This window comes from Pontibacter indicus, from assembly GCF_900156345.1.
Lineage (GTDB): Bacteria > Bacteroidota > Bacteroidia > Cytophagales > Hymenobacteraceae > Pontibacter > Pontibacter indicus.
In genome coordinates, this window is record NZ_FTPP01000002.1 from 12,917 (window position 1) to 27,419 (window position 14,503).

The 14,503-nt window shown below is 52.5% G+C and carries 14 protein-coding genes; 7 read left to right on the plus strand and 7 right to left on the minus strand.

What is annotated here, in order from left to right:
• Positions 1-20: 20 nt before the first annotated feature.
• The 7 genes from B0B12_RS20670 to B0B12_RS08710 all read right to left on the minus strand — a co-directional run bounded on the left by B0B12_RS20670 (position 21) and on the right by B0B12_RS08710 (position 9,518).
• Positions 21-4,100: an ice-binding family protein gene (locus B0B12_RS20670; RefSeq protein WP_076667887.1), complete on the minus strand. Its 4,080-nt coding sequence runs from the start codon at positions 4,098-4,100 to the stop codon at positions 21-23.
• A gap of 494 nt (positions 4,101-4,594) precedes the next feature.
• Positions 4,595-5,497, minus strand: coding sequence for a lipoyl synthase (lipA, locus tag B0B12_RS08685; RefSeq protein ID WP_076670148.1), 903 nt, complete (start codon positions 5,495-5,497; stop codon positions 4,595-4,597).
• A gap of 134 nt (positions 5,498-5,631) precedes the next feature.
• Entirely contained in the window at positions 5,632-6,360 is a 729-nt protein-coding gene (locus tag B0B12_RS08690; RefSeq protein WP_244554653.1) for a hypothetical protein, read from the minus strand.
• 164 nt (positions 6,361-6,524) lie between these two features.
• On the minus strand, positions 6,525-6,866 hold the full coding sequence (gene ytxJ / locus B0B12_RS08695; protein ID WP_076667893.1) for a bacillithiol system redox-active protein YtxJ: 342 nt from the start codon (positions 6,864-6,866) through the stop codon (positions 6,525-6,527).
• Positions 6,867-6,882: 16 nt separating this feature from the next.
• Entirely contained in the window at positions 6,883-7,188 is a 306-nt protein-coding gene (locus tag B0B12_RS08700; RefSeq protein WP_170871839.1) for a hypothetical protein, read from the minus strand.
• Positions 7,189-7,296: 108 nt separating this feature from the next.
• Positions 7,297-7,503: a hypothetical protein gene (locus B0B12_RS08705; RefSeq protein WP_076667899.1), complete on the minus strand. Its 207-nt coding sequence runs from the start codon at positions 7,501-7,503 to the stop codon at positions 7,297-7,299.
• A gap of 35 nt (positions 7,504-7,538) precedes the next feature.
• The gene (locus tag B0B12_RS08710; RefSeq protein WP_076667902.1) at positions 7,539-9,518 is read right to left on the minus strand and encodes an alpha-ketoacid dehydrogenase subunit alpha/beta; all 1,980 of its coding nucleotides are present in this window, start codon (positions 9,516-9,518) and stop codon (positions 7,539-7,541) included.
• Between the two features lie 298 nt (positions 9,519-9,816).
• Between B0B12_RS08710 and B0B12_RS08715 the strand changes: the two genes are divergently transcribed.
• From B0B12_RS08715 to B0B12_RS08745, 7 genes are all read left to right on the plus strand, one after another.
• Positions 9,817-11,082: a M16 family metallopeptidase gene (locus B0B12_RS08715; RefSeq protein ID WP_076667905.1), complete on the plus strand. Its 1,266-nt coding sequence runs from the start codon at positions 9,817-9,819 to the stop codon at positions 11,080-11,082.
• Positions 11,083-11,213: 131 nt separating this feature from the next.
• A complete protein-coding gene (locus B0B12_RS08720; protein ID WP_139337786.1) occupies positions 11,214-11,432 on the plus strand; it encodes a hypothetical protein in 219 nt (72 codons plus the stop codon).
• A complete protein-coding gene (locus B0B12_RS08725; RefSeq protein WP_139337787.1) occupies positions 11,420-11,707 on the plus strand; it encodes a hypothetical protein in 288 nt (95 codons plus the stop codon). The genes B0B12_RS08720 and B0B12_RS08725 overlap by 13 nt, the downstream gene beginning before the upstream one ends.
• A gap of 205 nt (positions 11,708-11,912) precedes the next feature.
• On the plus strand, positions 11,913-12,365 hold the full coding sequence (locus B0B12_RS08730; RefSeq protein ID WP_076667914.1) for a PepSY-like domain-containing protein: 453 nt from the start codon (positions 11,913-11,915) through the stop codon (positions 12,363-12,365).
• Positions 12,366-12,603: 238 nt separating this feature from the next.
• Positions 12,604-13,044, plus strand: coding sequence for a hypothetical protein (locus B0B12_RS08735; protein ID WP_076667916.1), 441 nt, complete (start codon positions 12,604-12,606; stop codon positions 13,042-13,044).
• A gap of 107 nt (positions 13,045-13,151) precedes the next feature.
• On the plus strand, positions 13,152-13,601 hold the full coding sequence (locus B0B12_RS08740; RefSeq protein WP_076667920.1) for a MarR family winged helix-turn-helix transcriptional regulator: 450 nt from the start codon (positions 13,152-13,154) through the stop codon (positions 13,599-13,601).
• A gap of 59 nt (positions 13,602-13,660) precedes the next feature.
• A complete protein-coding gene (locus B0B12_RS08745; protein WP_076667922.1) occupies positions 13,661-14,479 on the plus strand; it encodes an aldo/keto reductase in 819 nt (272 codons plus the stop codon).
• The last annotated feature ends 24 nt before the right edge of the window (positions 14,480-14,503 follow it).

Consider the following 14,503-nt stretch of genomic DNA (forward strand, 5'->3'; position numbering starts at 1 on the left):
TTTCTAATGTATGCACTCGCTTATCGGAAGATGGTCACGTAGCCGCTATACTCCTGGTACTTGCCATCGCATAGTTTCACCCTCACTTTGTAGAAGTAAGTACCCTGCTCCAGTCCTTTGGCAGCCCAGTCGTTCTTGTAGTTCTTCTGCTTGAACACCTCAGAACCCCAGCGATTGAAGATCACCATCTCGTTGTCTGGGAACTTGTCCAGGTTCTTCACCAGCCACTCGTCGTTCTTGCCGTCGCCGTTCGGGCTGAAGGCTTTCGGGAAGTCAAGCTGACCGTCTGCCAGTTTCGCGTCCATGTCGATGCTGAACTCAGCTGAGCCTGCGCAGCTGCCGTTGTAAGCGATCACGCTCACGCGGCCAGTGGCGTTCGGGTTGCTGGCTTTTACCTTAATAGTAGCCGTGCCCTGACCAGATTCGATGGTGAAGCCTTCTGTCACCGTCCAGGTATAGGAGGTGGCTCCTTCCACCGGATCGGCAGTGTAGATCAGGCCTTCGCATACGCTGCTGTTGTCGGTAATGCGGGTCACAGGAGCAGGAGGCATCGTGATGTCGATGTTCAGGGTAGACCAGTCGCTGGCGCCGCATGCGTTGATGGCACGCACCCGCACCACGCCACCTGTTTCAGCAGCCGCTACGGTAATGCTGGTGCCGTTGCTGGCTCCTTCTATCGTCAGGCCACCGGTCGTTTCCCACTCGTAGGAAGTAGCGCCAGGTATAGCCTCAATGCTGAAGGAGTTGTCGGTGCTGTTGAGGCACACATTCATATTGCTCTTGATCGCACCAGGGGTTGCCGGCTTCAGCGATGGCGATACAGCTACTTTGGCTACCGCACCCGCACCGCAGTTTTTCACGGTGTTGGTCGCGTATACCTCAATGTCGCCGCTCGTCTCACCTACTGTTACGGTGATGCTGGTACCCGTCAGTTTATCGGCGCTCCAGCCCTGCGGCACTGCCCAGGTATAGGCATGGCCTGCTTCCGGCGACTCGATGCTGAAGGTAAGCGTTGCCCCGATACAGCCTGTCGTAGCGGTGCTGGAAATGGATGGTGCCTTTGGTTTCAGAGTCACTTTCACTTCGCGGCTGAAGGCGGCACTTGCATTACAGTCGTTTCCGGCTTTCACACCAATCTGACCACCCGTTTTACCTACTTTCACTTTTACGATTCTGCCGTTTTCATCTTCGCTCACCACCGTCCAGTCTGCTGCCGGGAAGGTCCAGGTATAGCGGGAGGCACCGGTTACTACTGGTGTGCTATAAGTTATCTCCTCGCCTTCGCACAGGTCCAGGTTGCCTGCGATAGCAGTAGGTATAGCCGGTGTTGGCGTCACGATCAGCATCTTCTCGGTGGTGGTGCTAAAGCCGCAGGCGTTGGTTACCGTCAGGTATACCTTGCCACCCAGCAGACTCTGGCCTTTCGGACGAACGCTCACGCTGGTGCCGGCATCGTTGGTGCCTTCTACAAACTCGAGGTTGCTGTCCAGTGTCCACTTATAAGTCAGTCCGTCTACAGCCGTTGCACGCAGGGCGATGCCGGTGGTGCTGTTGAAGCACATGGTCACGTCTCCTGTAATCGCAACGCCAGCCGGTTCGCCGATCACGTTCACAGTGGTTTCAGCCGTCTTCTTGACGTCCTTGCACTGGGTGTTCACGTTAACTTTTACTGTCTGGGCATTCAGGGCAGTACCTGCAGTCACCGTAATCGTGCTGCCGTCAGCTGACTTGCTTACCGTTCTCCAGCCTGCCGGAAGGGTCCAGGTATAGGTGCCACCAATTACATCCGAAGTTGCCTTGAACGTCAGCTCACCGCCACGGCACACCGAAGTTGGCGCATCTACAAACGACAGTTGAATGTTCGGGCTGCATTTCACTTCCGGAATCACTACTTCATCTTCGTCGTTGTCCGGATCAGAGTCACCAGGATTTCCCGGATTATTCGGGTCGCCCGGATTATTTGGATCGGTCGGGTCGGTCGGGTCAGTAGGATCTGTTGGGTCGGTTGGGTTTACAGGATCTCTGCCGATGATGCGCGCAATGTTGTGCACCTGGCCAGCCTTCATCAACTGTGCATTGATCACTAGCTCGGCTGTTGCTTTTGCCTCCAGCAAAGGTATCTTGAAAGAGCCGGTGGCTGGGTCGTAAGAAGCGCCATTACTTACAGTAAAGTCTACCAGGCGAAGGCCTTCCGGCAGTTTCTCCCCAACCACAATGTTTTTCTCTACTTTGGCGCCGTTGTTCGTCACCACAATGCGATACTGCACCATTTCGCCTACAAAATATTCAGCCTTCGCATTTACCAAATCTTTGGTCACGCCAAGGTCAGGCAAGATGATCTCTACCTCGTCTTCGTCGTTATCCGGGTCTTTGTCGTTGTCTGGCGTGCGGTCGATGATGGTGGCCACGTTGCGGATGGCCCCCGTACCGACGATTTTGGCATAGACAATGAGTGTAGCAGAAGCCTTGCCAGCCAGCGTCGGGATGTTGTAGATGCCTGTGGCCGCATCGTAAGTCGTGCCGTTGGTAGCCGTATACCTTACAAAAGCCAGCTCCTTCGGCAATTGCTCCCGCACGTTGATGTTGGTTTGAGGCGTAGAGGCGTTGTTCGAAACCTTGATCTCAAAAGCCACCACGTCGTTTACCAAGTACTTTTCTTTCGGATCAATCAGCTTCTTCGTTATACCCAGGTCAGGCAGCACGATCTCTACTTCATCTTCATCGTCATCCGGATCTTTGTCATCCGGGCGGTCGATGATGGTGGCCACGTTACGGATGTTGCCCGTGCCCACAATCTTAGCATATACAATTAGGGTGGCTGTAGAATTGCCAGCCAGTGTTGGGATGTTGTAGATACCCGTAGCAACGTTAAAGTTGGTACCCGACGTCGCTTCGTGGCGCACATATTCGAGGCCGCTTGCCAGTTGCTCTCTTACGTTGATGTTTTTCTCCTCTCTGGAGGACGAATTTATGACCTTGATCTCATAAGCGATCACATCGCCCAGATTGTAACTCGATTTCGGATCAACGATGCGCTTGGTCAGCCCCAGATTCGGCAAAATGATCTCTTCGTCATCCTTGTCGTCATCAGGATTCGGATCCGGGTCATCTCCGATAATGATTACTTCGTTCTTGATATTTCCGGTGCTGATAATTTCAAATACCAGTTGGAGGTTCTGCTTTTCGTACACGGCCATATCGCCAATCACCCACTCGTCTTTCTCCCGGTCGTAGGTGCCTCTGGTAGCCGATTTTACTTCCACCAGTTTCAAGCCGGAAGGGACGTACTCCTTCACCACCACGTTGCGGGCTATACCCGGTCCGTTGTTGGTGGCCGTAATGGTATAGGTCACGCGCGCGCCCAGCGACACGTCTTTGGTGTCAACGATCTTACTTACAGTCAGGTCGGCGTTGGTCACGTTCTGCAGCACCGTCGGGTTGTTATCGAAATAGATGGCACCTCCAATGGAAATGGCGCGGCCATACAGCGATACCCCTTTCCCGAAGGTGATGTCGCCTGTCGCGATGATGTTGCCATAAAGACTACTCGGCGCCTGGATCTCCACGTCGCCGTCTACAACCCAATAAATGTTCTTGGTCTCAACGCCTACCCCTGAAAGGCTGAGGGCGCCCGGATTCACTTTCAGGTCGCCGTCGATCTTAAATACGAAGATAGGAGAGCTGCCACCCTGCGTCACCAGCAGCGAAATACCGCTGATTGTGGCGTTGCCCGTGATGCTGTATACCCCAGGGTAGATTTCGCGGCCATTGCCCAGGTTCGGGTTGAGGTTTTCGCTCTCTTGCATGGCCATAAACTCCCGGTACAGCCTGTTGGCGTCGGCCATGGCCTCAGCTGCCAGCTCAGTTCCCTTCTCTTTCTTACCTGTTACCTCCAGGTATTCCTCTCCGATAATGACTTTGCCAGGACTGATGCCAATGTCGCCACGGATCCAAGTGGTTTGGGGGCCTTTCACCACAATCTGCTCATTGGCCAAAGCAATGAACCTATTGACGCGGCCTAAGTTGATTTCTGTCTGTCCAAAGCTAAGGGTGTAGGTGGCAGTCAGAAAAAGGGTGAGAAGCAGTAAAATTCTACTCATAGGGAATATGTAAAAAAGCGTATTAAATCAGGCATAAATATAAAAGTATTTTCATAAACTTTTACTATATCATGATACTTATATATTAAAGATAAGTTTAGTACAATATAAAAAATACAATATATACCTTGCATTAAAATGTTGTAACAGCGATTGCATGCTATTATTCCTAGATGATTCTGGGCAATATTTTTTTCAACAGCAGGTAATTCCAGTACAAATATTTGAATATGTGCATATATATTTTAGTTATTAACTGAATATCCGGATATACTAATAAACCGTCCGTAGGTTACGAAAATGTACACTTTGTACGCCTTTTGTTATACAGGGCGGCAAAGAAACTGAAAAAGAATCAATTAGGACAGGAAAATTTAGTGAATGAAATCAGTACAATAAAAAAGCGCCCGGCCGGTTTTGGCAAACCAACAGGCGCTTCCAATAAGAAAGCAAAACTTTCTAAAAATTCTTTAAAAGATCCTAAAAAACCAGCTTTATACGTTCACATGGCGCTCGGCATGGTACGATGAACGCACCAACGGGCCCGATTCAACATATTTTATGCCTCGCTTCAAACCCTCTTCTCTGTAATGTTCAAATAAATCGGGGTGAATGAACTCCGCCACCTCAATATGGAGCTTAGTTGGCTGAAGGTACTGGCCCAGCGTCAGGATATCGCAACCGTTGGCGGCCAGGTCATCCATAGCTTGGTATACCTGCTCGCGCGTTTCGCCCAGCCCCAGCATAATACCGGTCTTGGTGCGCTTGCCATACTCCTTGGTGCGGCGGATCTGCTCCAGGCTGCGGTCATACTTGGCTTGCGGGCGCACACGTCGGTACAGCTCCTTCACCGTCTCCATGTTGTGCGATACCACTTCCTGGCCTGGCGAGATCATCGTGATCAGCGCGTCCCAGCTCGCTTTCACATCAGGTATAAGGGTTTCGATAGTAGTGGCAGGAGAAAGCTCTTTCACCATGCGCACGGTCTCGTGCCAGATGGCGGCACCGCGGTCTTTCAGCTCGTCGCGGTTCACAGAAGTGATTACGGCGTGCTTCACGCCCATCAGCTGTATGGCTTCGGCCACGCGGCGTGGCTCGTCTACGTCGTATTCGTTGGGGCGGCCCGTGGCCACGGCACAGAAAGAGCAGCTGCGCGTACACACATTGCCCAGAATCATGAAAGTAGCTGTGCCGGCTCCCCAGCACTCGCCCATGTTCGGGCAGTTACCGCTCTCACAGATGGTATGCAGCTTGTACTCGTCTACGATGTTTCTCACCTTCGCATACTCTTTCCCTACCGGCAGCTTTACGCGCAGCCAGTTTGGCTTGCGGGGCTGACCCAAAGCATTGAGCCCCTCGGGCTTAGCGTTGGGTTGTATTACCGGAAGTGTCATCATTTCATCCATACTGCAAAGATAGGCATTATGCGTTAAGACTTCAGCAAATGCACCGGGAAATTAAGGCAGCGGAGCCTATACCTGGCGCACTTCCTTTTCAACAAACAGCAGTCTGGAAATGTTCTGGGAGGCCCTTACTTGCGACGGCCGTAGTAGATATTGAGGTACACGGAAGTGAAAGTGCTGTAGTTTTCGGTCTGCGGAATCATCACCATGTCCTTGAAGTATTTTTCCACCAGGAAGCCTACTTCTATACCTGTGATGCTCTCGCGGTAGCGGCCATATTCGAAGCTCATGCCCAGCTTGGCGTGCACCCCCAAATTGATGTTGGTTTCACCCAGGCCAGTGAGCACATTGGCGTTGCCGAGTGTGTTTTCGAAGTTCAGGTGCTTTTCCGGATCGTAAGCCTCGGTGCGAACGTCGTTGCCCAGACCGCCGCCATAATCGTAGCGGATGTAGTAAGGTATAAGCAGCCCGAGCGAGGGACCAACCGCCCCCAGGGCATTCACCTGCACGCCGCTTTCGGCAGCTTTCCGGAACAGCACGTGTTCCAGCCCATAGTGCGGCCGCACAGCGAAGAAGTGGTTTTGCTTACCTGCAATGAAGTGGTCGCCGGAGCCAGGGTTGTAGAGCCTGTTTTCCTTCGGATGCTTGATCTCCACAATCTCGAGTCCGCCGAAACGGTAAAAGCGCTCTTTCATGAACCAGGAGTTGCGCACGAACGCGCCGCCCAGCAAACCGCCGTTCGAGTTCAGGTTGATGCCGTAGCTTAGTTCGTTCTTGAAGTCGTCGTCAGACTGAGCTGTTGCCGGCAACACCAGCAGCAGCGTCAAAACGATTGTGAGGACCAGGTTTCTTGCCACCTTTATACAGTTTGGGTTAGGTATGTTCTCTCAAAAAACCGGATACCAAATCAGGCATCAGGCGTTCGAAGCCATACAGCCCGGCAAAAAACCCCAGGCAGGTAGGGCTGCTGTTAAGTAGTACTACAGATGTTTAACCGAGGGCCCGTCTACGCCGCTGCACATCAAACCGCCAGGCTCTTTTTCATGGAGTCGATGCTGATGCCCAGGTGCGAAGCATCATACGTGCACATACCGTCCTGGATCAGCAGCAGCTGGGGCGACTGGTGCTGTACCTGAAACACTTCCGCTATTTCGTTCGAAACCGGCCGGTAACGCAACAGGTCAAGGTAGTATGGCTTAATATGGTCTACACTGGCTCCGTCCCACTGGCGCTCCAGCCTGCTTTTGGCGGTGGAACTGATGGAACAGGATGTACTGTGTTTGAATATCACCACCGGGGTGTTCTTCGATTCTTCAATTATGGTGTCTAGCTGCTCTGTACTGGTAAGCGGATGCCAATTCATCTTTATCAGGTTAGATTTACTTCTCCTTCTTCCGGAAAAGTCTGAATTTATTTTTCTCACGGTCAGCCACCGGTCCGGACTGCACGGCATCTCTGGCGCCATCGTGCCTGGTCCTGAACAAGCCTGTAGCCGGACGCTTGCGCACTTTGCCCGACTCGCCTTTTTTCAAGGTATAAGCCTCCATGTTCAGGTGGGTTTCCTTGTAGGTGTCCGCCTCTACCTGACTGGCGTCGCGCAGGGCTTTGCGCATCAGGCGCCCGTGCTTGTCTGTCATGGTATAGCTGATCTGACTAAACGCCGGCAACGCCGCTAAAAGCAGCATGCCCGTCATCATAACCAAACGTTTCGTTAGCCTATTAAAACCCAGCTTATTCATAACAGCTTTCCGTCTACAGTTGTTATACTGAATTCGGGAATAGGGGTTGCTCCCTTAAAAAATTCCCATTCGCTTCTTCTTCACACGTCCGTTCTTGTCCATGCTTACCTTCACCGACTCCATGCCGGTGGCGTTCTTGCCCGATACCTTGGCTGTCTTTCCCGGCTTCGGACAAGGGATGATGCCCTTGCGCTGGCAGCCTGTTCCGAACAGCAGCGCCATGCACAGCAGGCCGAGTACCCAATATCTACTTTTCTGCATCACAAGCAATATACGTGTATCTTTTCTATTTTCTGCTAAAACGCCAGGATGCTCTCCACCTTCTCGCGCAGGCGCTGCTTCGGCAGGAACTCCTGCTCCAGCGGTGGCGCAAACGGCACAGCCGTGTCCAGACTGGCAACCCGTGTTACCGGACCGTCCAGCAGCTCGAAGCAGTGCTCCCCGATCCAGGCCGCTATCTCACCACCGATGCCGCCGGTCATGGTGTCTTCGTGCAGCACAATCACGCGGCCGGTGCGGGCTACGGTATCGCGCACGGCCTCTTTGTCCCAAGGTATAAGCGAGCGTAGGTCTAGGATGTCGAAGCTGATGTCGGTCATCTCCTGCTGCAGTTGCTTGGCCCAGTGCACCCCCATACCGTAGGTGATGATCGAAATATCCGATCCTTCGGCTACCACTCTGGCCTTGCCGATTTCCACGGTGTAGTAATCGTCCGGAATCTCCTGGGAGATGGAGCGGTAGAGCAGCTTGTGCTCGAAGTACATCACCGGGTTCGGGTCTTCGATGGCGGCATTCAACAAGCCTTTGGCATCGTAAGGAGAGGACGGGTATACGATCTTCAGGCCCGGCGTATGGAAGAACCAGGCTTCGTTGCTCTGCGAGTGGAACGGACCAGCCGCCGTACCGGCGCCTGTCGGCATGCGCACCACCACGTCGGCATTCTGGCCCCAGCGGTAGTGGCTCTTAGCCAGGTTGTTCACGATCTGGCTGAAGCCGGCGCTCACGAAGTCGGCAAACTGCATCTCTACCATGCTCTTCTTGCCCTTCACCGACATGCCCAAACCTATACCTAAGATAGCCGATTCGCACAGCGGGGTGTTGCGCACACGGTCTTTGCCGAACTGGTCCACAAAACCTTCCGTTATCTTGAACACGCCGCCGTATTCGGCAATGTCCTGGCCCATCAATACCAGCTCCGGGAAGCGCTCCATGCTCTGGCGCAGTCCGTCGGAAATGGCATCCACAAAGCGGCGCTCTGATTTGGCGTCGGTGGCTGGTTTAATCACCTCCTGCTGGAAAGGGGCATACATGTCCTCCAGTTCCTCCTCGCGGCTCGCTACCGGCATTGGTGTCGCAAAGGCAGTCTGCAGTCCTTCTTCGATTTCGACCTTGATCTCCTCGCGTATACCTTCCATTGCCTTCTGGGTCAGGATCAGCTCCTCGAGCAGGTAGCGCTCAAAGTTCTCGACCGGATCTTTTTTCGACCACTTCTCGAACAGCTCCTGTGGCACGTACTTGGTACCGCTGGCCTCTTCGTGCCCGCGCATACGGAACGTGATGGCCTCGATCAGCATCGGACGTGGGTTCTTGCGCATGCTGTAAGCGGCCTGGCGCACCGTGTCGTATACCTCAATGATGTTGTTGCCGTCGATCTGCAGGGCATCGATCCCGTAGGCCGGCCCTTTGTCGATGAAATGCTTGAACTTGAACTGCTCGTTGCTCGGTGTGGAAAGACCATAGCCGTTGTTTTCGATCATGAAGATCACCGGCAGGTTCCAGACAGCCGCTACGTTCAGCGCCTCGTGGAAGTCACCCTCCGAAGCGCCGCCGTCGCCGCTGAACACCAGCGCCACTTTTTCTTTCTTATCCAGCAGGTCGGCCAGCGCAATGCCATCGGCCACGGCCAGCTGCGGACCCAGGTGCGAGATCATGCCCACGATGTGGTGCTCGTTGGTGCCGAAGTGGAAAGAGCGGTCGCGGCCCTTGGTATAACCGGTCTTTTTGCCCTGAAACTGTGCAAAGAGTCTGTCCAAAGGCACCTCGCGGCTCGTGAACACGCCCAGGTTGCGGTGCAGCGGCAGAATGTACTCGTCTGACTCAAGCGCCATGGCCGAGCCTACGGAAATAGCCTCCTGGCCGATGCCGGAGAACCATTTGCTCACTTTGCCCTGGCGCAGCAGCACCAGCATGCGCTCCTCGATCATGCGGGGCTTCAGGATACCTTTATATAAGGCGATCAGTTCGTCGTCGGAGTATTCTTTGCGGTTATAGTTCATCTCAGTGATGCGAAAAATTCGTTGTGGTATGGCAGCATAACGTTTGCTTTGGCCGCCGATTATGGTGCTAATTTATAAATTTGTTCGGTACTTCGTGCCTTACCGTCCCCGGCCTGTGCAACATGCAGCGTCCGGAAACCCGTAAAGAGAGCAAAAGCTACAGAAAACCTGTCAGGCCTGCAAGTATTTGCGGGTTTTGATTGAACAGGCTGCAATGTATACCTGTTGCAGAAGAAAAGACAGGAAGGAAATCAGGCAAAGGTAACAGGAGTTGCCGCCCTTTAAAGAGAAGAAAATTATGATACAGTTCGAGGAATTTACGTTGGATAACGGCCTCCGTGTGATCGTGCACGAAGACCATACCTCTCCCATGGCCGTGCTAAACGTGCTCTACGACGTGGGCTCCCGCGACGAGGAAGAGCAGCACACCGGTTTTGCGCACCTGTTCGAGCACCTGATGTTCAGCGGCTCCAAAAACATACCGGTGTACGACGAGCCCCTGCAGCGCGTGGGCGGCGAAAACAATGCCTTCACCAGTCCCGACATCACCAACTATTACCTCTCGCTGCCGGCCCAGAACATTGAAACCGGTTTCTGGCTGGAGTCGGACCGCATGCTGGACCTGGCTTTCAGCGAAAACGGACTGGAAGTGCAGCGCAAGGTGGTAGTGGAGGAGTTTAAGCAAAACTACCTCAACCAGCCTTATGGCGATGTATGGCTGAAGCTGCGCCCGCTGGCCTACGAGCAGCACCCTTACAAGTGGGCGACCATCGGCAAAGAGATCGCGCACATCGAAGACGCGACCATGGACATCGTGAAAGCGTTCCACAGGAAACATTACTCCCCGAGCAACGCCATATTGGTCGTAGCAGGCAACATCACCTTTGAGCGGGCGAAGGAGCTGACCCAAAAATGGTTTGGCCCTATACCTGCCGGCGAGAAATATACCCGCGCTATACCGAACGAGCCGAAGCAAAAGGCCCCGCGCGTGCTTGAAACCAGCGCCGACGTGCCCTTAAGCGCCATCTACAAGGCCTACCACATGCCGCACCGCAACCACGAAGACTACTATGCCATCGACCTGATCAGCGACATCCTGGGCCGTGGAAAGTCCTCGCGCCTGTACGAGCAATTGGTAAAGGAACAAAAACTTTTCAACTCCATCTCGGCCTCTGTAACGGGTTCCATCGAGCCGGGACTGCTCATCATCCAGGGCAAACTGAACGAGGGTGTGGACCTGCATGAAGCCAATGCTGCCATTGAGGCTATCAACAAGGAGTTGATGGAAACCCTGGTGGACGAAGAAGAGCTGAACAAGGTGAAGAACCAGGCCGAGACCTCCATTGTGTTTTCGGAGATCGAGCTGTTGAACCGCGCCATGAACCTGGCCTATGGCAAACTGCTGGGCGATGCCAACTTCGTGAACACCGAAGGCGAGAAGATACAGGCCGTGACGCCGCAGGACATTTTGCGCTGCGCCAAACAGGTGCTCGACCCGAACAACTGCTCTACCTTGCTTTACAAGGCGGAGAAGAAGGAGCAACTCGCAGCGCAGGAGGCTTAGACTAAGGTATAGAGATTGCATCTGAATCGGCTGTTTGGAAACAACAGCCGATTTTCTTTTTTTAAGGTATAGCTAGCAACCCTTTGGCCTTCAACAGGATCACCTCTATAAACAAACCCAACCTATACCTTATGAAAAAACTTCTCCCCTTCCTCCTTGGCCTTGCCCTGACCCTGACCGCCTGCGACAAAGACGACTGCAACCCCGCCCGAAACGCTGCTCGTTTTGAAGAAAACAAAGCCATTGCGGTTAACTATAACGAAGGCGCCCAACAGGATTACTACCAGGTGGTGGATGGGGAGAACATCGTTTTCAGGTATAACCACACAGCCGCCGAATGCAAAATGTGATGGATGACGAATGGGGCTATACCTTGACCTTCGAAGTAGACAAAAACGCGACAACTTTTCGGTTTGCAGGTGCTGAACTTCCAGCTGCCAATGGGTTTTACAGAGAATCGGGTGCATGGGTAAGCGGCAACACCTATCCTTTGCAAGGTGGCTTGATAGAGGGCTCCAAAATGGCCAATGGCAAATGGCGTGTGAAAGCCGATGTCACAGTACTGCCTGCAACATCAAGCTCACTTGCCAAGCGCGTTACTTTTGATACGGTGTTTGAGAAGTAAGTTGCCACCCCGAAAACTTCGGTATAGGCTGCTCATACCTGTTCGTGTTCGCGCCGATAGCCGTACCCACTCCCTATACTTGTCGCGTACCGGGCAGGCGCTTCTTTACTTCCGTTCATTCACAAAAAGCATACTTCTTCAGATTTCCTTCAGGATCGCGCTGTATCTAGGTATAAGTATTATTTTAAACTTAAAACTTAGAACCATGAGAGCAACCGCTTTTGCATTTCTTTTAATGACCGGAACTTTGCTATCCTGCGATAACAACGACGATGACGTGAAGGTTGAGGACGTGCCTGCCGCTGTGCGCGAGGCCTTGATGAGCAGCTTCCCGAATGCAACAGGTATAGACTGGGAGAAAAAGGGAGAAGACTTTGAAGCCGACTTTGACGTGGACAGAGTAGATTACAACGCCATGCTCACTGCATCGGGCACCGTGATAAAACACAAATACGACATCCCTGAAACGGAGCTTCCGGAGGCTATCCGGGCTACCATCACGCAGAACTATGCTGAGCACAAAATAGACGACCCCGAAGTGCTGGTGCAGAATGGCGACACCTTGTACCAGGTGGAGCTGGACCACACTACCAGCAAGGATGAAAAGCTCGTTTTCTCGAGTAACGGCCAGCAGGTAGACCAGGCTTACTGGGATTAATTAAGAACCTACCGTTAGCACCTTAAGAGAAGCCCGGAGCAGTATGCTTCGGGCTTCTTTATTACCGGTAAATACATTAACACTTAGCCTCATTGCTATACCTTACCGACACCCTTTATACCTGGCTACTGCTCTCATCAGCAGCGAAGTAGCCAAAATGGCGTGTTCTACAAATTGTCTTCAGAATTAATTTGTAATCTTAGGCCTTATTCACCTACTTGTGGTTTATAGCATTCTTATGAAGCAGCAACTCACCGCCATTCTTCTGTTTTCAGTCTTCCTGTTTTCCTGTGATGACGACGTAATGCCAGAGAAAGTACCGTTGGAGGTGCGCCAGAATTTACTCAGCGCTTTCCCGATGGCCTACCACATCGAATGGGAAAAGAGCGGAAAAGACTTCGAAGCCGACTTCACGGTGTATGCTGCGGAACACAGTGCCCTTTTTCGGGAGTCAGGGCAGCTGACACAGTATAAACATGCCATACCTGCCACAGCGCTGCCAGAAGCTGTTGTCAATGCCATTGCCACTAAACACCCAAGGTATAAGGTTAGCGCGGCCGATGCACTTGTGAAAGGAAACGTTACCTGCTACCAGGTGGTGCTAAAAAGCAACACTGCGGAAATAGAGGTTGTTTTTTCAGCAGACGGCCAGCAACTCCGCCAATCGTTCTGGGACTAAACAAAAGATTCCTCCACCTAAGCCAGACAAACTGCCAGTCGCAACTTTTTAGGCATAACATTTGTATATACAAACAACAGTTATACCTTTGCACCTAGATTACAGCCATGCGGATAGAAGACGAAATACAGCAGAAAGACTTCAAGGACGACCATCGTCGCATGGTGGTCAATCTGTTGTTCACAAACAATTGGCTGAATCAGCAGTTTATACCTTTCTTTAAGCAGTATGGCCTCACGCTGCAGCAGCACAATGTGCTAAGCATTGTGCGCGGCCAGCAACCAAAGCCCGTTTGCTTTGGCGAGGTGCAGGAACGCATGGTGGACCGCAATTCCAACGTAACGCGCCTCGTGGACAAACTCATTGAGAAAGGCTACGTCACCCGCGATATCTGCCAGGCGAACCGCCGCATGATCGAGCTGAGGCTGACACCGCAGGGGGCGGAATTGCTAAGCAAAATAGACGAGCAAATGCCCGCCTTTTTCCAGCGCTTCCATACCCTGACGAAGGAAGAGGCCAATTTACTGAGCCAGCTGCTTGACAAGCTGAGAGGCTGAAACATTTTTTTACTTAAACATTTGTATACACAAATAATTTACAAATTGAGATCAAGTCTATGAAAAACATCACCATAAAAGGCGCTACCATACCTGCTTTAGGATTAGGCACTTTCCAGCTGGAGAACGAGGTGGCACGCGAGATAACGGCTGCTGCCTTATCAGCAGGCTACCGCCACATTGATACGGCGCAGGCATACAAAAACGAGGAAGGCGTTGGCTCGGCCATCAAAAACGCAGGTATAGACCGCAACGAGATTTTCCTGACCACAAAAGTTTTCCGGGAAAACCTGGCTAAAAAAGACTTTCTACCCTCGGTTGAGCAAAGTCTGCGGGATCTCAAAACCGACTATGTGGACCTGCTGCTCATTCACTGGCCAAACCGCAACGTGCCGGTAGCCGAGTACATGGACCAACTCATGGAAGCGCAGCGCAAAGGCTATACCCGTTTCATTGGGGTGAGCAACCACACTACGGCCTTGCTGAACGAGGTGCTGGCCACCAGAGCCGACATCATTACCAACCAGGTCGAGTATCATCCGCTCATCAACCAGACCAAACTCCATACCTACCTCCGCGAAAAAGGCATTTCGCTGACCGCCTACAGTCCCATCGCGCAGGGCAAGGTACTGGGCAACCCGGTACTGAAGGCCATCGGTGAGAAGTATGGCAAAAGTGAAGTGCAGGTATCGCTGCGCTGGCTGGTGCAGCAAGAAGCTGTGCTGGCTATACCCAGGACCTCGAAAGCGGAACGCCTGCAAGACAACCTGAACATTTTCGACTTTGAGCTGTCTGCAGAAGACGTGTCCCGAATCGATCAACTCAAAAAAGACCACCTTCGCGTGGTCAACCCAGCCTTCGCCCCGGATTGGGACTAGGAAGTAAGAAAGTTTTGAAGGTAG